The 17,869-nt window shown below is 70.4% G+C and carries 13 protein-coding genes; 7 read left to right on the forward strand and 6 right to left on the reverse strand.

From position 1 onward, the window contains the following. Positions 1-17 precede the first annotated feature (17 nt). Together ABTY61_RS32360 and ABTY61_RS32365 are read right to left on the reverse strand one after the other, a co-directional pair. Positions 18-539 (reverse strand): hypothetical protein, encoded by a 522-nt coding sequence (locus tag ABTY61_RS32360; protein WP_350508694.1) that lies wholly within the window; start codon positions 537-539, stop codon positions 18-20. Positions 540-941: 402 nt separating this feature from the next. Further along, on the reverse strand, positions 942-1,199 hold the full coding sequence (locus tag ABTY61_RS32365; RefSeq protein ID WP_350508695.1) for a hypothetical protein: 258 nt from the start codon (positions 1,197-1,199) through the stop codon (positions 942-944). An 823-nt stretch (positions 1,200-2,022) separates the two neighbouring features. Between ABTY61_RS32365 and ABTY61_RS32370 the strand changes: the two genes are divergently transcribed. After that, a complete protein-coding gene (locus tag ABTY61_RS32370) occupies positions 2,023-2,985 on the forward strand; it encodes an ATP-grasp domain-containing protein (protein WP_350508696.1) in 963 nt (320 codons plus the stop codon). Between the two features lie 122 nt (positions 2,986-3,107). Here the strand turns inward: ABTY61_RS32370 and ABTY61_RS32375 are convergent, their stop codons facing one another. Then, positions 3,108-4,121, reverse strand: coding sequence for an MmyB family transcriptional regulator (locus tag ABTY61_RS32375; RefSeq protein WP_350508697.1), 1,014 nt, complete (start codon positions 4,119-4,121; stop codon positions 3,108-3,110). 468 nt (positions 4,122-4,589) lie between these two features. Between ABTY61_RS32375 and ABTY61_RS32380 the strand changes: the two genes are divergently transcribed. The 5 genes from ABTY61_RS32380 (at position 4,590) to ABTY61_RS32400 (ending at position 9,573) form a co-directional block, all read left to right on the forward strand. Continuing rightward, positions 4,590-5,402, forward strand: a complete 813-nt coding sequence (locus tag ABTY61_RS32380; protein WP_350508698.1) for a helix-turn-helix domain-containing protein — start codon at positions 4,590-4,592, stop codon at positions 5,400-5,402. 681 nt (positions 5,403-6,083) lie between these two features. After that, complete coding sequence (locus ABTY61_RS32385; protein WP_350508699.1) at positions 6,084-8,027, forward strand: hypothetical protein; 1,944 nt, start codon at positions 6,084-6,086, stop codon at positions 8,025-8,027. Further along, complete coding sequence (locus ABTY61_RS32390; protein ID WP_350508700.1) at positions 8,005-8,418, forward strand: hypothetical protein; 414 nt, start codon at positions 8,005-8,007, stop codon at positions 8,416-8,418. The genes ABTY61_RS32385 and ABTY61_RS32390 overlap by 23 nt, the downstream gene beginning before the upstream one ends. A gap of 37 nt (positions 8,419-8,455) precedes the next feature. Beyond that, the gene (locus ABTY61_RS32395) at positions 8,456-8,776 is read left to right on the forward strand and encodes a hypothetical protein (protein ID WP_350508701.1); all 321 of its coding nucleotides are present in this window, start codon (positions 8,456-8,458) and stop codon (positions 8,774-8,776) included. Between the two features lie 86 nt (positions 8,777-8,862). Beyond that, positions 8,863-9,573, forward strand: a complete 711-nt coding sequence (locus tag ABTY61_RS32400; protein WP_350508702.1) for a hypothetical protein — start codon at positions 8,863-8,865, stop codon at positions 9,571-9,573. 742 nt (positions 9,574-10,315) lie between these two features. Here the strand turns inward: ABTY61_RS32400 and ABTY61_RS32405 are convergent. Both ABTY61_RS32405 and ABTY61_RS32410 read right to left on the reverse strand, forming a co-directional pair. Further along, positions 10,316-11,995 (reverse strand): M16 family metallopeptidase, encoded by a 1,680-nt coding sequence (locus ABTY61_RS32405; protein ID WP_350508703.1) that lies wholly within the window; start codon positions 11,993-11,995, stop codon positions 10,316-10,318. A gap of 5 nt (positions 11,996-12,000) precedes the next feature. Then, positions 12,001-12,798 carry a hypothetical protein gene (locus ABTY61_RS32410; RefSeq protein ID WP_350508704.1) on the reverse strand — a complete coding sequence of 266 codons (798 nt, stop codon included), beginning with the start codon at positions 12,796-12,798 and terminating at the stop codon, positions 12,001-12,003. An 809-nt stretch (positions 12,799-13,607) separates the two neighbouring features. Here ABTY61_RS32410 and ABTY61_RS32415 point away from each other — a divergent pair. Next, positions 13,608-13,877, forward strand: a complete 270-nt coding sequence (locus ABTY61_RS32415) for a hypothetical protein (protein ID WP_350508705.1) — start codon at positions 13,608-13,610, stop codon at positions 13,875-13,877. 332 nt (positions 13,878-14,209) lie between these two features. Here the strand turns inward: ABTY61_RS32415 and ABTY61_RS32420 are convergent, their stop codons facing one another. After that, positions 14,210-17,857, reverse strand: coding sequence for a ricin-type beta-trefoil lectin domain protein (locus ABTY61_RS32420; RefSeq protein ID WP_350508706.1), 3,648 nt, complete (start codon positions 17,855-17,857; stop codon positions 14,210-14,212). Positions 17,858-17,869: the final 12 nt, after the last annotated feature.

Genomic DNA, 17,869 nt, shown 5'->3' on the forward strand with positions numbered 1-17,869 from the left:
GGGCGTGGGGTGGGGCGCTACACGTCGCGGCCCTGCGCGCGCAGGTCCTGCCGGGTGGTGCCGAGGAGGTGCAGGAAGGACGGGGTCATGTAGTCGATCAGCGCTCGGACCTGCTGGTCGCCGAGGTCGGCCAGGGTCGTCGTGCCGTCGAGGAGGGCGTCGGCGGTGCTGCTGATGGCCTCGAGGTCGGCGTACAGGGCGTTGATGCGGGCCTGGAACTGCGCGTCGCTTTCGAGGCCGTCGTCCTCGCCATGGGGGGTGGCGTCGGGTTCGGGCTCCAGGTGCACGAGCTCCTGCAGAACCTCGAACTCGGCCCTCGTTTTGAGCCCCCGCAGGCGGGCGACGCGCTCGAGGTGGGTCTCCTCCGGGGGTGCGACGTCGGCGATGATCAGCCGGTCCCACAGCTCTCCGACCTGGGTCTCGACCGATTCACCGAGTGCGGTGAAATAGGCGATCGGGTCGGGCAGAGCGGCGTAGCGCTCGGGAAGGAAGTGGCGCCAGTGGCTTCGGGCCTGCTGGCCGTACTGGTTGATGACCATCTCGTCACTTCCCTTGAGGGTGGGCTGGCGCCGTCGAGGCGGGAGAGCCGGTGGATGGTGCGGCCGCGCCGCTGTCCTGGGTTCACGCACCTGGTCTCGTCGGGGTGCACCGGCGTCCCAGCGTTGCCTTGGGTGTTGCCGGCCACGACGGGCGTTGGGTCCGACTCCCGGCTCACGGGATCTGGTGCGGGCGCGAGCGGGGTGTTTCCCGCTGCGCGGGAGCTCGCATCGGTGTGGGCCCCGTGGTGGAGCGGGCTTGTGCCGGGCCGTCCGCACGCAGATTCGTGAGCGGGCAGCCCCGATGGGGAGACGTGGCGTGGGTCCCCTGGCCAACGCCCGGCTGGTGCACCCGCCGGTCCTGCCCGGCTTCGACGCCGGGCGGTGCCAGCGGCCCGGGGCGGATCAGCGATCGGCCTCGTGGGGGTTGAGGAGGTAGGCCACGGCCGCCTCAAGCACCGCAACGTATCTGCGCAGATGGGCGATCTCGCCGCCGTCGTCCGTCGCAGGGTCGGCCGCAAGGATGGGCGCCGGGCTCTGGCGTGCCGCGCGCTGACGGGCCAGCTGTTCAAGCAGGCGCAGGTGCTCGGGGGCCAGTTCGGCGAGTTCGTCGTTGGGCGGCGCTTCTGTCGTCTCAGCACCCGCCCCGGCTTCGGCAGCCATGTCAGCCCGCCGCGGTGCGATGGTCGAGGGCTGCGCATCGGGGTGGTGTGGGGCGGGCGGGTCGGTGGCGGGCGTGCGGTACCGCTGCCGACACGAGCACCATGAGGACTCCCCCGAGGTACACCGTGGTAAGTGCGACCGCCAACAGCTGTGACACGATTCCTCCCGCAGGCGTGCAAGCCGGGCTCTGGGCTCCCCCAGGGCACCTCGGCGGGGGCGCGCAGGGCAACCCGACCGGCGCCGGTTCCCGCAGGGCGGGATATCGCCGCACTCGCGTGGGTCCGCTTCCCGCCGAGGGGAATGCGGCCGTGCTGGGGGCCCGGCTGCACCCAGGGACCGGACACTCTGGGCACTGCGCGGTGGCGCACGTCCCGCAGCTGCGGCTGGCGGCCCGGCGCGGCTTCGGGCATCATCCGAGCCGACGGTGTTTCCCCGACGGCATTCCTGCAGGACCCCGGTGCGGCGGCTGGCCCGCGGTAGAGCTCCAGTGCGGCCGTCGGGGAACAACGGGCGCGGGCCAGCCGTCCTTTCGGGCAGCACACCCAATCCGCAGCAGGGAAGACCTCACGCACTCCCCCGGCTCCCCTCGTCATCGAAGGCGACATCACGCATGTCTGACACTTCTGCAGTCCTCGTAGCCGGCGCCGTTGCGGACCACGAGCGGGCGCTTGGCACGATCAGCCAGGCCATACCGCTGCGCCGCACTGACGATGACGGCCAACCGGGCCCTGGACCCAGCCCCGTTGGGGCGTCTGCGGGCGGAACCACGCCCGCCGCGGGCGTGATCGCCCTTTCACCTGCCGCGCTGCCCCAGGCGGCGCGGTTGGCCAGGCAGCTGGGCATCAACGGCCCCTCGGAGCGCTCAGCCCAGGCCAGCACGCAATGGCCCACGGCACGCCAGCTCCTGCTGGCCGCCGGCATCGGTGACCCGCGCCTGGCCCATGTCGAAACGCTGCCCGAGGCGGTCGTGGCCGCCGCCGGAATCGGCTACCCGGTGCTGCTGCGCCCCGCTGTCAACCTGGGCTACCACGGCCAGGTCTGCGTACTCGATCGCTCGGGCCTGCAGACGGCCTGGGCCGCGGCCTCACAGGCGGCACGCGAAGTCCCCGGCCGCCCGGGCGGAATCGTGGTCGAGCCTTACCATCCCGGCTCCCGGATCTCTCTCCAGACCATGACCACGGACGGCCGGAGCACCGTCGTCGCGGCGGTCCACACCAGCGTCGGCACCTTCCCGCCGCTCGTCCCGCAGCGTCACACCGTCGGCCCCGAACCGGTGGAGCCCGAACTCGCCGCCCTCGCCACGCAGGCCATGGCCGCCATCGGCGCGGCCGACGGCGCCGGCCACGTCGACGTCGTCCTCACACCATCCGGGCCGGAGGTCGTCGACATCGCGGCCACCGTCCCCTCCGCCCGCTTGACCGAACTGGTACGCCTGGCCACCGGCATCGACCTCGTCCTCGCGGCCGTCACCATCGCCGCCGGTCACCGAGCACTGCTGACTCCCGCTCACACCCGCAGCGCGTGCGAGGAACTCGTCCACGCCGAGACGGTCGGCCGGCTCGAACGCCGACAGATCGATCTCACCGCCGTCGAGGCCGACTGGTTCGTCGCCTGGGCGTGGGAGCAGCCGCTGGGAACCGACGTCGCGCCGCCGCCCGCGCACTCCTCGCTGCTGGCGCGCTGCACCGTCACCGGCCCCACCCTCCAGGCGTGCCGGGCCAACGCCCGGCACGCCCGCGAGGCCCTCGCGGTCACCATCGCACCGCAGGCGCCGGCCGGCCGGTGACCGGGGGCGGCTCCGCTCACAGCCGCGGCGGGACGGCCGGGCACCCGGGGGCGTCTCTGCCCGACCGCTGCGCCCGGCCCGGTCATGGGCGGGAGAGACGAGGTCCCTCGGTCGCACGGTGGTCAGCCGGTGCCCGGCCCACCCGGGTCCGCCCGTTCACCTGCGGCCTCCTGGTCGGGCCTCGGCGACGCTGCGGCGTCCGGCTCCACCGGCCTGTTCCCGGTGTCCGGAGCCAGCTCCGGACACCGGGTCCCGACGGGCCCGGCCGGCTCCCGCATCTCCGACTGCGCCGAACCCGCGACAAGGCGCTGGTAGTCCGCGAGCGGGAGCAGGACGGCCGGGGGTTCACCGTTGCCTCCCACGAGCAGATGCCGTGGTCCACCGCTCGTCACCTGCTCGGCCAGGAGACGCAGAGACGTCAGCATCGACGACACGTCGTTGTGCCAGTCCGCGCCCGGTGGAACAATCCACACGATGCGGTGCCCTGACTCTGGATCCAGGCCCCTGAGCATCATGAGGGTGATCTCGCAAGGGCCCCATTCGGCATGGTCGAGCAGGCGGGTGTCGCCGCTGCCGTGGATGTACTCCTCGTTCCAGGCTTCCCTGCACAGGTCTGCGAGCACCGGGTCCTGGGCCGCGGCGGTTTCGACTTCCTGCTGCAGCCGCTTGAGGCCGTCGTCGGCCGGCCAGGTGAGCAGGGCCGCGCGGACCTGGCGCAAGATCGGCAGGGCCCAGCCGCTGGCCCAGTTCCGCAGCACGGTGTCGCGGACGCGGTGCTCGGTGAGCACGTAGAGCACGACGTTGCTCGGTACGGGCCCGTCGCCCCAGACCCGCATCCATGCCTCGTTGTACTGCTCGATATCCCACCGTTTGTTCGAAACATAGGCGGGATAGGGACTGGTGTTGAGCACCGCTTGGACGATGGCGGCGGAGGGGAAGTCGAGGGATCCCGACGGCGGCTCCTTGCCGGTGTTGAGCAGGAAGAGTGTGTGCCGGTCGTGGGCATTCATCCTCAGGACCCCGGCCAGGCGTTCCAGCACCTCGGTGTCGAGGGCCATGTCGTGGCCATTGCGCTCGAGAATGCCGTACCAACGCGCGGAGAAACCGAGTTCGGCTGCCGCAACCTCCTGCGACATTCCCTCGCCGCGGCGCCCGCGTGTAGTAACGGCCATCTGCGCCTGACCGCACTTGACCGCTCTACGGCATCGGACCAGCAGAGCCTGCCACTGCTTACCGCGGCCGGAGCCGACTGCTGGCCGCGGAGCAAGTTCCCTCGGCCGCTCGGCGTCACGCTCGGTCGGCATGGCCATCCCCCCTACGTTTCAGCGATTCACTGCTGCACTGCGTCCGCCCCGTACCCCGCCCGTGCCGCCCCGCTGCCCAGGCTCCCCGTCCTGGCCGGCGGCAGCTCCAACGGTGATCCGCTCTCCGTGCACGGAGTTGGGCCCGAAACGATACCGCGATCTACGGCTGTGGCCGAACTTCCGGAAGTCCGCCTTCCTGGCCAGACTGCCCAGGCGTGGGCTACACCTTGTCCTACGGGGGCGTCGTGGCATTTCTCGGCCCCCGGCCGACGTCACTTCGCTCACAGAACTGGGGGACTGATGACCCGCCATACTCCGGCGGCGGAACCGACCCACGAGACCAGTCCGGACCGCAGCAGCTCGGCTGAGCGAGCCTTCCTGGTACTGCAGGCCATGGTGGGACTCGGCCCGGGAGCCCACTCCCTGGCCGTGGTGGTGGCCCGCACCGGGCTGTCCCGCAGTACCGCGCACCGCATGCTGCAGTCCGGGGTACGCGCCGGGACTTTCCTGCAGTCGACCTACGGCTACTACTCGATCGCGCAGGGCTCATCGCCCGGGAACATGGGGCCGGACCCCGTCACCGCCCTCGCGTGCGGCTCTCCCGCGGTCACGGAGGAACTGCGCCATCTCCAGATGCGCACGAACCAGGTCGTCGCCCTACACAGTCAGCTGCTGCTGGCCACGCCGTCGCGGGTGTGCGTGGGCCTCACTCACGGCAACCGGGCGGACTTCGTGACGGCTATGGCAGCAGGGCAGGCGGCCGCGGCCCTCCACGCCGCCCCGCTGCACAAGGACGCGGCCGGGCTGGTGATCCTGGCCAACCTGGAGGAGCCGGGGCCGAGGCCGGCGAACCCGGTCCTGCGCAAGGTCAAGATCCTCGGGCACGCCCGGACCCAGTCGCCCGTGCCGGGCTGGGAGATGCTCGCGGTGCCGCTGTGGCGCGGGAGGGTGATCGTGGGGTCGGTGAGCCTACTTGCGCCTGAGGCGTACCTGCACCGCCGCTCGCAGCGGCTGGTCGATGTCACGATGGACGCGGCAGCGGCTATCTCGCGGCGTCTGGACCACGCGGGGGTCCAGCGGCAGGTCCTGCCGCCTCTTGCTCAGGCGAGCTGAGTACCTGTCGCTGGCTGGCCTCACGAGCCGGAAGAATCCTGTGCTGCTCTTGCACGACCCCTGGCGCCTTCTCCGCGCGGGCTTGGCTGCCCGCTGTGGTTGCGGAGTGAGGAGCGTCTCGAACTGATTTGCTGCGGGCCCAGTCTTGCCTCTGGGCCTTAGAACGGCCGCTCGCCCCGGTGTTGGAGCACCGGGAGCAACGGCTGCCCCATGTCGCGGATGGTCGAGTTGGAGCTCGACCGTCCGTGGCTTGGGCGCTGGAGTTCCCATAGGGACCTCCGGTCGCAGAAGCGCCCCCGTCACAGGGCGATCCCGCTGGTTGTGCTGAGCCCTTGGGTCTTGCCAGGCCGGGCTTTGTGCTGCCCCCACATCCCGTAGAGACATTCTGATGATGCCTGACGACACACCGATCTGTCACGCAGCAAGTGAGCGCTGCCCCGGTCCCGCCCACAGGAACGCGGTCCGTCCCCGGCTCTGCCGAACGCCGCCGAATCATGGCACGCCCGTCCTTTGTCTTTGCCCCGGTGCCGAATCCGCCACCCCGGCTGCTGACGCGCGGGCCCTCCGCCCGCGGTGTGAACGGCCGGCCCTGTGACCGCCCACCGCCTTGATGGCAGCGCTGAAACGCCTCAGACCGGTGACCGGGTGTCCTCTCTCCCGCCCCTGCGACTGCAGGAGCCCATGCGGCGGCAGCTTCTGGCGGCCGTCTTGGCCGCGATCGGTGGAGCCGCGGCAGGCCTGCCGGACACCGACCGGCTGCTGCGTGTGGTCACCGTCGCGAAGGCGGAACTTGCTCGCAACTGCGCTACGTCGTCCACCTCGGCGGAGCTAGGCCGGTGGCTCGGGGTGTCGGCGTCGGCGGTCCAGCAGTCGCTGGACCGCCAGCGGGAGGCCGGCACGATCATCACCCGTCCCCGACTGGCGGCCAACGGACGGGTGGTCGGCCTCTTCGTCGGTGTACCCGAGCAGATCGCAGCCCGGACAAGCCGCGACATCCAGCACCCCCTGTTCCTCGAACGCGCGGCCCTGGCCACCCTTCTGCGCCTGATCGAGTACCTCTTCGCCCCGGGCTGGAGGCACGCCGACGGTGGCGTGACACAGCCGGGCCTTCTCGCGGACCGGACGGGCAAGGGCGCACCGTCCGACCGACTGGCGATGCTCCTGCTGACCCTGCAGGCCCGGACCAACGGCACGGTCCGCCTGTGCAGCGGGCGGGTCGACGGGCGCGGACGGCCTGCCGCGACCTTGGCCCGATTGCTCGGCAACCGCTGGACGTCGGCCGGCGCGGCCGGTGTCCTGCGCCGCCTTACGGAATGTGATGCGATCTGCCTGGTCCGGGCCCGGACCCGCAGCAGCCTCCACAACCGAGGCGGGATCGTCATACCCGACGTCAAGACCCAGTGGCGGGCCGCCCGCGCCACTGCCGGGGCGAACGCCGGTCCTGGCACGCCGGTTCAGCGCCGCCACTCCCCCACATCGTCCCTGGCCACGGCCTGCCCGTCCCGCCGGCGCCGCGCAGACGCAGACAACGCCGCTGCTGGCCACCTTCACGCTTCTCACACCCAGGTGGTTCAGGAGGGAGGTGATGACGATGTCGTTGATGGCTTTTCCGGCGAAGCCGAGATTCGGGTTCCCATCGTTGCCGGTGGTCCGCGTGTGCGCGCGAGGAATCACCTGCCGACCGCTGGGACGCCATCGGGCAGGGTCGACGCTGCGGATCAGGTCCCGGCGCCCCCGGACCCGGACGCCGCGCCTTCTCACCGGCGCCAGCGAGCACCGCGACTGCTGCTGTCCGAGACTGTCCACCGGGTCCTGCGCGAGGTCCCCGTACTGCTGGCCCGCATGAACCCCTGGGAGCAACGCGAGGCCGCCCGTGCGGCCGGCAACGCGGTGCGGGACGCGGACGGTGACGTGGACCGGGTTGTCAGGCGTCTGCGGTTCCGGTACGCGACCACCGAACGGATCGCCAGCCCCTACGGGTGGCTGACCGACTACGGTTTGGTCCGGCGCAGCGACTGCGGTCAGCCGGCGTGCGAAAGCGGTATCGACCGCTCCACCGGTGCCCGATGCGTGCCGTGCAGCTACCTCGCCGAAGGCCAGCGTGGCCGAAACAATGGAACGCCACCTGCGCAGCCAAGCCGCCCCACCCCACCGCCAGCTGGCGGGAACCCAGTCATGGAACCCGGCCCGGCCCCGCAACGACCTGCGCCACGTTGCGGCACTTGCCCACGATGCTCAACCGCCGCCGAGCTCGGCACAGACGGTCTGTGTGGGGACTGCGATCTCGCCCAGGTCATCAGCTCCGTTCAACAGCACCTGATCGAGGACTCAGCGCAACCCGGTGAACAACTCCCGACCAGCTTCACCCGCACCGATCAGGTGATGGAGGTCGCCACACGGGCCCGCGACGAAGCCCAACGGGCGGGGCTCCTACCACCCGGTGTGCGCGCCAGCGTGCGCCTGGCTGTCCAGACCTATCTGCTCGACAGGACTCTTGGCCTGAGTATGTGCACCAGGGTCGGCGTCCAGCGCCCAGGCATGAGACGGTCCGGGACCGCCGCAGAGGCTCCGTCATGGCCACACCGACACACCGAGGACTTCCATGGACCTTCCCGACATCTATGAGACCCGGCAGAGAGCACTCCTGCGCGAGACCTACCTGGCCGGTGACCACGACCGGACCCGCCAGATCGGGCAGCACCTCGTCATCGAGGGCATCGCCACCCCCGAGGAACAAGAGCAACGACGCGACTTGCTCCGTTGCACGGCTCTCTTCCATACGGTGATCCGGGCCGGCGAGGCCGGAGACATCGAGAAGGCCGACCGGCTCAGGCAGCACATCGCCCAGGTCTTTCCGCCCCGGGCGATCAAAGAGGTCACCACCGCGGGCGTGCTCGGCACCGGACTCCAGCAGGTTCTGACCAGGGACCAGCACAACCAGTTGCTGGCCGGCATGCAGGAGCTCGGCGCCGGCCCCGAACTGCTGCGCCTCGCCGGGACCATCACGATCCGCTGACCGGCCAGTTCACCCCTCATCATCAGCAGGAGTAGCCATGGACTTGCGAATCGAACTGGGAGCTGGCCGCCCGGTCGCTATCGGGCGGCCGACCACCGGTAAGACGCTCGGGGCCGATGCGACCACCCATCAGGCCACCGCCGTGCTCGGCCGCGCGCTGTCGGAGGTTGAGCGTCGCGAGGGCCTCCCGAACACCGTCGACACGGGCAGGTACGTCGTCATCGTGCAGGACCCGGCCGTACTCAACGCCGAGCAGAGGAGCCTGGCCGACACGATCAACCGCCGCGGCGCGGCGGTCGACGTCTCGGTCATGACGGCGACCGACACCCCGGCCACCGGGAGGGCGCGGACCCCGTGAGCTTCATCAGCTTTCAGGACCCCGCTCAGGCAGCGGTCCTTCGCGGAAGCGAGCGCTTCCGGCTCCTCGGCATGGTCCACGACTCAGTGACCAGCACACTTCTCGGGGGTGGCGTCCCGGCAGACGCGGCCGCCCGCCTGTACCGGCTGCTGCCCCGAACCCACCATCTCCGGCGCTGGCCCGCCCCCGACCCCGACGGCCAGGGCGCTGCCCGCTGGCTCGCCGACTACACCCGCGAACTCTTGTCGGTGTTCGGCCGCCCTGTGGTGGAGTACCAGGGGCGCACCCTGCGCACCCAGTCCCTGCTCCTGAACACCGCCCTGGCCAGCAGTAGTGACGCCTTGCGCTTGGCCGCCCGCCTGCACGGCCAGTGTGAAATCCACTGCTGGGTGGCCGGTGCCAACCGGAGCTGGCTCGCTCGCATCGTGGAGGAGGGGCTCACCACGGGCGCCTACGGCAGCGAGGTCGGCTGGGAGGGCGTCGTCACCCTCTTGCGCCAGCGGGACGACCACCCTGTGGTCGTCTCCTACGGCGAGGAGTTCCCCAGCGTCTGGGACGGAGGCGATCCCGACCTGGACGGGGAGGACGCGCTTGAGGCCTGGGAAGCGCTGCCGCTCGGTGATCGCTGGGAACGTGGAATGCGCGTGCTGCGAGCCCGGGCGGCGGACGAACTGGAGATCAGCCCGGCTCGCTGGTCCAGTTACCGGTTTGGACACGAGGCCGGCGTCGCCGACCTCCTGACCTACAGCTGGGAGCAGCACCTCCAGCGGGCCGTCGGACTCACGCAGACCCCTTGACCCGGACGTACGGCGCCGAACAGGCCCGCCCCGGCAGCGCAGGACGACACCCAGCATTCGGGACCCGAGCCGGGAGTCGGCTGTTCGCCCCCAGGTGCGCCCGCCTCCGGGGCGCCACGGTGATGCCCGGGAACCGTCCGCGAAGGACCGGCAGCAGCGCGACGGCGACGGCCCGGCCCGGGAGCCGTCCGCGCCCAGACCCGGCCGCTTCCGCTCCGACCCCGCACCCACGAAGGTCAACCGACTCAATGAGACTGGTCAACCTGATGGAATGTCAGCTTGAGTGCACCTCAGGAGACTTCCGCGGCGCCTCCCGTCGAGACCGCTCGACAGGGACGAGGAGACGTAGCCGGCGACGTTCGCATCCAAGAGCACCAGGTCTTCGCCCTCGACTTCTCGACCACGAAGGTGCGCAGGGAACTCCGAGCCACGATCCTCGGCGGGGAGCCGCTAGGCAGCAGCGTGACGGGGCGTCGCGGTGCTGTCGGCACTCCCAGGTCGGCGGCGGCGATCAGCAGTGCTTCGAGCTCACTGTCGGTCACCTGCCCGGGCAGCAGATCCTGTACCTGCCCGGGTGTGGTTCGGCGACTACCGCCTCGCCAACCACATCGGCCACTTCTTCACCGCACGCGCCCGCAGCACCGACGAGCAGATGCTCGAACTCCTCGCAGCGGGCGCTGCTGCCGGCGAGCGACAACAGCCAGTTCACCGCGACGGTGCAGCGTTGAGGATCGTCACGCGGTCAGCTCCGTGCATGGATACGCCGCACCGTGCGAATGGTCACCGGCGGGACAGCGGCGAGAACGGCGCCGACGGCGAAGCCGACCGCACCCGGTTCATCTCCTCCGCCGGACATGGCAAACGCTCCGAGGACGCACATGAAGGCGATGGCCAGCAGCAAGTCCGCGAAGCGGACCAGACGGTCGGCCAGCCACCCGTACCACAGCGCGCTGCGGACGGCGGTGGTGGCACTCTTCGCCGGGGGGCGGGGGATCTGCTGCGGGGTGCGGGCGGGCAGCGGAACGACGACCTCGCAGGGCAGGGACGCGTCGATACGGGCGATCACGTCGGCGGGCAGCGCGAACAGGGTCGGCTCGATGTTGACGGTCATGCCGTCGGGCCCGGTCAGATGCCGAGCACCGTCGGGACTGGCCAGGGCGGCCACGCAGTCGGCGTAGCGGACGGTGGCCTGCCCGTGCGGAGAGATGAGGCTGACCCCGTCGTCGCCGACCACCAGGGCGTGGCCCTGGTGCACCAGCGAGCGCCAGTGCCGACCGGCGACGCGGTCGGGTGAGGTGGTCGGTGCCGGGTGCAGTCCGGCCCACTCGCCCCTGGTCCCTGCCGGTGTCATCACCAGCGCCGAGGCGGTGACCTCCTCGGCGATGCGCCGCATGTCCTCGACCGTCAGCGCCAGGAGTTCGGCGCGGGCCTGGTCGTCGGTGGGGTTGGGGTGGCCGATCAGCAGGTTGCGGGCATACCCGGGCAGTCGTGCGGCGGCGTCCGCCTGGTTGAGCCGTTCCAGGAACCGGTTGCGCACGGCGTCGAGCTCGGCCGTATCGATCCTGCCCATGCGCAGGCCTGCGAGGACGTCCACGAAGCCTCCGAGCACGGCCTCACGCTTGGCCGGCAGCGCATCCGCGACGGCGGTGATGACCGCGTGCCCGCCGTCGCGTGCGTCATAGCCGCTGGCCGCCTGATAGGACAGGCCGCCCTCCTGACGCAGTTCGCGAAACAGCGCCCGGCTCAGCAGATCGGAGAACACGAGAGCCGCCGTGCTGTGGCCGACGACGGCCTGCAGCGCGACACCGGCCTCCTCCCCGGTGAAGTACGCCGGAGTCCGCGGCAGCGCGGAAGTCGCCTCCGGCACCGGCTGCCGCTCGCCGTCCGGCAGCTTCACATCCAGCCCCTCGGGAACCTCGCCGGCGGTCATCCACAGCACCGCGTTCTGCCGGGTGAACCAGCGCTCGGCCCAGGCGGTGACATCGGCGGCGCCGATGCGGTGCAGGCCGTGCTCGGGGTAGCTGAGCAGGCCGTAGCCCTGCGCGCCGTAACGCCACAGCGGCAGCTGTCCACCGCTGCCGCGCCCGGAGGCCTCGGTCCGCAGAACCTCCTTCTCGACCCCGAGGCGGTCCAGCGGAAGATCCCGCAGCGCGGCGCAGACCCCGTTCAGGTAGGACACCACCTCGGCCGGTGAGCCCTCGACGACGAAGTGGGTCTCCGTCGCGCTCGTCGCGCCGTTGAAGTGGTAGACCGTCAGGCCGTGCCGGTGCAGGGCCAGGTGCTCGACCAGGTGAGTGATGCCGGCGGTGGCGAGCGTCTCGTCGGCGCGGCCGATCCGGAACATCAGCCCGGCGCGCAGCGGGCCGGTGCCGGGGGCGAGGACGGTCTCGATGCCGTCGACCTCGGTGTGGACGATTGTCACGGGTGTCAGGCCTTCCTCGCCGCGGCGGCCCAGGCGGCGTCCGCGTGGCGCCGCCACAGCGCGTCGGGCTGGCCGGAGATCATGTCCCAGGGGTACTCGGTGGTGAGGTCACCCAGCGCCTCGAAGTGAGGCGCGGCCAGGAGAGGCTGGCCGGAGAAGCTGAACGCGGCCGCAAATTGGGTGTGCGCCCTGATCCAGCTGAGGTTGCGCTCGAAACCGGGGTTTAGGACGGATTCCTCGGCGGCTTCGACCAGGCTCTCGCGCACGCCCTCACGCCACCAGTACGTGTGCTGCTCGGCATCGCTGAGATCGGCCCAGTGCTCCAGGTGCGCCTCGACGGTGATCACCGCGCCGAGGCCACCCGGCACAGCGGTGTGGCGGCATTCGTCGGCGAACGCGTGCACGGCCTCCCAGCTGCCGCCCCACTTCGGGCACAGCTGCTGCAGCAGTTGGCTCTGCGCCGGGTAGTGCCCGGGGTGATGGGCTGCGAGCCGGTCGTAGCGGCGCCTGGCCTCCGACTGCCCGAGTTCAAGGCCTCTGGCGGTCATCAGCCTCAGGTACCAGCCGAGCGTGTGCGAGGGGTCGATCCCCACGGCCTCGATCAGCAGCCGCTCCGCCCGGCGCAGGTAGTCGTGGAACTCCTCGAACTGCTCACCGGAAACGTGGTGCGCGCTGAACCCGGAGCGGACCTTCCAGCCGGTGCGTATGTGGTGGTAGGCCAGCAGCGAGCGGGCGAGCACGCCCTCGGGCCCCTCACCTGCGGTGACCAGCGCCCCGTGCAGCCATGTGTCGGCGCCGCGCATGTCCGCCACCGTCCGGGCCGCTACAGCGAGGTCCTGACCGTCACCGAATTCGGACAGCCGCATCCTGACGGCGCCCCAGTCGCCAGCACGGGCTGCGGTCCGCAACCGGGCGAGGTTCGGGAACGCTGTGTGCAGGTCATGGACCGGCATTCTCAGACGGGCGGCAGGAGGCATGCGGAGGATCATAGGACGATCGGTGATCCCGTGCGCGGGGATATCCCTTGTTCGGCGGGCCCGGCTGCGCGTGCCGCTCGGGAGCGGGCCGCGCTCGCCATCCACGGCATGCGGTCTCCCGTCCTGATGCGCACGTAAATGGACTTCGGGCACAGCACCCGCTGACGCCGTCGCCGGGGTCGCGCTGTGGTCACCCGACCACCCGTCGGCTCGTGACCCGGCGCAGCGCGGCGGCGTCGAGCTGTTGGGTGAGGTCGCGGACGGCCTCGTGGTCGTCGTCGCTCAGCCGTTGTCGTGGCGGTACACAGCACCATGGGAAGCTCGGCGATGTCCTCGTCGCTGGTGTTGGTGGGCTGCGGGGCGGGTTCGGTCATCGTTCGGGGTGGGCCAGCCGACTATTGGTCTCGGTGTGCTGGTGGAGCGCGTCCAGGAGTGCGGTCTGCTGCTCGGTGCGTCGGTCGTGTGGAGTGCCTCGGCCGACCAGTACAGGGTGGATGGGTCCGCGAGGAGCCCCGGGCCGCTACGCTACGGCTTGCGGGCGGCGTCGCTGCCCCCATCACCAGCCCTTGAGGGATTCCGGTGTCAAGCCGGTGCCGCGCTTGCGCGGTGTCTCTGTGCGCCCTCAGGAGGTAGTGGTGGAAGCCGTGTTGACGCGGGATCTGATCCGGCTGGCGATGGAGTCGATCGAGCGGTTGGGTACTGCCGAGGAACTGCCTGATCCGGTGGTGCTGGACCTCCCGGACGGCCTGCCGGGAACGCGTGGTCGGCAGGTGCGGTGGGAGCCGCTGGTCGCCCTCACAGTGGCCGGACACATCTGCCGGTACTGGTCTCAGGTCAACCGACGCAATTCTCTGACCAGCAAAGTTTATCGGGCCCTGTACGGGCCTGTTCCCGTTCAGCCGTAGATCATTTCCCGTACAGAGCTCGGAGAGCGCAGCGCTGGTCGCGGCAATGGCGATCATCGAAAAGGCGCAGCAGCGTCGTTGAGGGCATCAATGATCAAGTCGCGCGGGCCCGCAGGTGTTGCCCGACCAGGCAATCGGGCCCCCGCGCCGCCCAACAGCGAAAAAGCAGAGCAGGCGTCGGCTCGTCTGGATCGGCTTGCCCCGTTCGACTGCGCACAGCGTGTCGGTGGCCTCCTTGTCTCTGTTCCTGGTTGACATGTCGTTGCCCCGGGCCGAAGCGGGCTGGGCGGGCCGCGACGCGGCCCGCCCAGTTCAGAGTCTGTGCTCCGGTTTCAGCTCCGTACGAGGGCGTTCCACTTCTGGGCGTTGCTGCCGTTGCAGTCCCACAGCTGTAGCCGCGCGGTGTTGGCTGCGGTGCCTCCGGGGAGGTCGACGCATCGGCCGGATGCGGGGTTGTAGAGGCTGCCGTCGGGCCTGGGCAGGAAGATCTGGTTTGGCAAGGCGTTGCCGCAGGTCCAGATCTGCAGGGGTGTGGTGTTGGCGGTGCCGGCTCCGGTGGCGTCGAGGCAGCCACCGAGGGCGCGGACGGTGCCGTCGGGCTCGAAACTCCACTTCTGGGCGTTGCTGCCGTTGCAGTCGTACAGCTGGACGGCGGTGCCGTTTGTGGTGACGGCGCCGGCGATGTCGATGCACTTACCGGTCTGGGCGGCGAAGGTGACGATGCTGTTCTCGGCGTAGGTGCTCAGGACACCGGTCATGGCGGTGTCCCAGTTGTAGAGGGGGCCGGCGATGGGGTGGCCGGTGGAGAACTGGATGATGCCGCCCTGGGTCATGCCCCAGAGGGTGGGCGCACCGGTACCGGTGAGGTCGCCGTCGGAGCCGATGACCGGCCACATGGCGCTGGTGATGCCGGTGCCGATCTTGGTGTCGGTCGCGATCGCGGCGAAGGTGGGGAAGGTGATGGCGCCGCCGAAGGGGTCGCTCACGCTGACGGTCCCCAGGGTGAAGGTGTAGCCGCGCAGTTCGCCGGTGCTCTGGTTGCGTGTCCACAGGCCGGGACGGCCCTGGCCGGTCCAGTCGCCGGGCGCTATGAGGTCCCAGCCCTTCCATCCAGTGGCGGCGAGTTTGGTCGGGGAGCCGAGGAGGACAGTGCCTACGGCCGGGTAGAACCAGAGGGCGCCGGTGCCGTCCGGGCTGGACTCGACGGTGAACAGGCCGGTTTTGTTGGCGAACTTCTTGTTCGGGTCGAGCTTGCTGGTGGTGGGGTCGCCGCTGGCGGCGATCTGCAGGGTGGTGGACCAGTCGGCGGCGTTGTAGCCCGTGCAGTCGGTCACCTTCGGGTCGCAGGCCGGCTTGCCCACCATGCTGCTGGCGTCGAAGGTGCCCGCGACACCGGTGTTGTTGCCCGGGTTCTGGTAGTAGTAGAGGCTTGCGTTGCCGTCCTTGTGAGCGATCAAGTCGTCGATGCCGGTGCCGCCGCGCAGGCTGCCGCGGTGGGTGATGCGGTAGTTCGCCCAGGAGTCGTGGTCGGGGGACAAGGTCTTGGGCGCGGCGAGCTTGGCCGTGGGCGCAGTGGCGGGGATGCTGTAGGCGCGCAGGTCGCCGTTGGGGTCGGCGGTGAGGATGTCGGGCAGGGAGTCGCCGGTGACGTCGCCGAAGGCCGGGGCGGGGCTGTTGGGGTTCCACGGCACGTAGAAGGCGTATTGCGCGGCCGGTGAGAGGTTTCCGGCGTTGTCCTCGGCCTGGACGTAGAGGATGTTGGTACCCCAGCGTCCGGGGGTGACGGGGATCTGGCCGGAGGGCATGGCGCTGCCGCACTGCCAGGCGGTGCCTGCGAACTGCGGGTCGAAGCTCCAGCGCAGGCAGGCCACGCCGGAGGCGGAGCCGGCACTCGGTGCCGGGTCGGTCGCGGTGAACGGAACGCCGCCGCTCTGGCCGGCGTAGATCTGGGGGGTCTGGCCGTTGCCGCTGGGCGGGAACTGCTTCGTTGTGTCGGCGACCGTGGCCGGGAAGGTCACGGTCGGCGGGGTGAGGTCGACCTTGAAGTGGCAGTCCGGGGTGGGGGCGGACCACGGGACGGTGTCCACCTTGTCGTCGGCCTGGAAGTTGAACCTGTAGGAGTGGCCGTCCTGGATCACGCGGCCGGGGACCTGGAAGCTCGTGATGCCTCCGTTGCCGACGGCAGCCGTGATGCCGTCCGCGACGTTGGGGCTGCCGGGGAGGCTGAGGTCCCACAGGTGGTCCGCGCTCGCGACCTGGCTCTGGGTCGGGCTGGTGACGGTGGCGTTGAGCCAGACGGCGTTGTCCTGGTTGGTGCCCGCGCCGAGCCAGGCCCAGTTGTTGGGGTTGCCGTCACCGCATGCCTGATTGGTCCCGGCGGGGTTGACCGTCCTGGGTGGGGGCCATACTCCCGGGTTCGTGGGGACGTCGGGCACCCGGTCGTACTTGACGGTCAGCGAGGGCTGGTAGTTGATGCGCTTGAAGCCGTTCGCGTTGTTCTCGTCGCCGTAGAGGCCGAACGTCAGCTGGCCGTAGTTGACGTACTGCTTCATCGCACCGGTGATGTCGTAGCTGAACGGCACGTTGTCCGGGCATCCGTGACCCACGCCTGCGATCCAGGCTGTCTTGTCGAGGCGACCGCCCAGTTGCCCAGGCTGATTGGACCAGGTAGTGCTGTTCGAGATCGGCCTGTCGGCGACGTAGAGGTCGAGCGGGTAGCCCTGATCGCAGGACCAGTCGGCGGAGGCGAACTCCGTCATCGTCATCGTCGCAGAGTAGATGACCGCCCCGCCCAAGGGGCGGATGTCGAACTGGAAGAAGCTGCGCTCCTTGTCAGCGGGGGAGCAACTGCCGCCGTTGGGGTACGTGCCGCAGACTCCGACTCCCGGGTGGTCGCTACCCCGACTTCCCTGGTGGTTGAAGTTCCCGCTGTCGGGGCCGTCGTGGGCTGACTGGACCCAGGTCCAGGCGTTGCCCTGCAAGTTGTAGGGCAGCCAGTCCGGGTCGATGTAGTACGGGGCGATGCCGTGGGCGAGGAGGTCCTGGTCGGGGGTCAGGTCGATGCCGGCGGCGCCTGCCTTGACGGGCATGTCGGAGACCTTCGAGCCCGTGCCCGGGCCTGCCTCGGAGCTGGTGGTGGCCGTCTGGCCGGTGTCCGAGGGGGCATCGGCCGGGGCTGCGGCGAGCGTCCTGGCGGACTTTGCGGCAGGGGCGGTCTTTCCCGCTGCCGGTGGCGGGGCACTATCCCACATCTGTGGGGTGCGGGCGATCCAGCGGGGCTTGCCGTCCGTGCCGGCGGCGGTGAGGTTGCCGTGGGTGTCGCCGGTGACGGCCACGCCGTCGGTGGCGGTGTCGAAGTGGAGGTTCTTCAGGACCGGATTGGCCGCGGCGGCCTGGGTCTTGACGACGAAGACGGTGGTGAAGCCGCCGGCCTTGGTGGCGGTCACCTTGAGGTCGATGTCGGGTGCGACGGACGGGTAGATCACGCTGTCGTCGCTGACGGTGGGTGTGGTCAGCGGGAGCGGCGAGGCGAGGGAGAGCTTCTTGCCGTCCGGGCTGGTCATGGTCGCCAGCGGGCCGTCACCTCCCTTGGACAGCACCAGCTTCCCGGCCACGGACTTCGGGGAGAAAGTGCCGTCCCGGTTGGCCGCGAGGGTGGCGTCCAGCGGCTTCCAGACGCCGTCCTGGCGGACCCGCTGCTGGTCCATGTGGCTGGTGAGGGCGAAATGGCCGTCCGGGGTGGCTGCGGTCTCGCTGAACTCGGTCGTGAGCGAGTCGACCGGAATGTTCTTTTGTGTTTTCTTGGCCTCGGCAATGGCCTTCTCCGCCTCGCTGGCGGGCGGCTGCTTCACGGCGGTGGCAGGCACCGGTGCGTCGGAGGCGTGGGCCTGGATCCCTGGGAGGCCGGTCGTGAGTGCCAGGACGGCCGTCACGGCCAGTGCTCTGATGGGTATGCCGCTGTGGCGGCGCTTTACGTTCAAAACGGGAATCTC

This window comes from Kitasatospora sp. NPDC096128 (assembly GCF_040303105.1).
Classification (GTDB): Bacteria; Actinomycetota; Actinomycetes; order Streptomycetales; family Streptomycetaceae; genus Kitasatospora.

Excerpts from the sequence above, each read along its gene's own strand:
- ABTY61_RS32360 (WP_350508694.1), bottom strand. The coding sequence starts at position 539 with ATGGTCATCAACCAGTACGGCCAGCAGGCCCGAAGCCACTGGCGCCAC.
- ABTY61_RS32365 (WP_350508695.1), bottom strand. The coding sequence starts at position 1,199 with ATGGCTGCCGAAGCCGGGGCGGGTGCTGAGACGACAGAAGCGCCGCCC.
- ABTY61_RS32375 (WP_350508697.1), bottom strand. The coding sequence starts at position 4,121 with ATGTCGCAGGAGGTTGCGGCAGCCGAACTCGGTTTCTCCGCGCGTTGG.
- ABTY61_RS32380 (WP_350508698.1), top strand. The coding sequence starts at position 4,590 with ATGACCCGCCATACTCCGGCGGCGGAACCGACCCACGAGACCAGTCCG.
- ABTY61_RS32385 (WP_350508699.1), top strand. The coding sequence starts at position 6,084 with ATGCGGCGGCAGCTTCTGGCGGCCGTCTTGGCCGCGATCGGTGGAGCC.
- ABTY61_RS32390 (WP_350508700.1), top strand. The coding sequence starts at position 8,005 with ATGGACCTTCCCGACATCTATGAGACCCGGCAGAGAGCACTCCTGCGC.
- ABTY61_RS32395 (WP_350508701.1), top strand. The coding sequence starts at position 8,456 with ATGGACTTGCGAATCGAACTGGGAGCTGGCCGCCCGGTCGCTATCGGG.
- ABTY61_RS32410 (WP_350508704.1), bottom strand. The coding sequence starts at position 12,798 with ATGCGCGGCGCCGACACATGGCTGCACGGGGCGCTGGTCACCGCAGGT.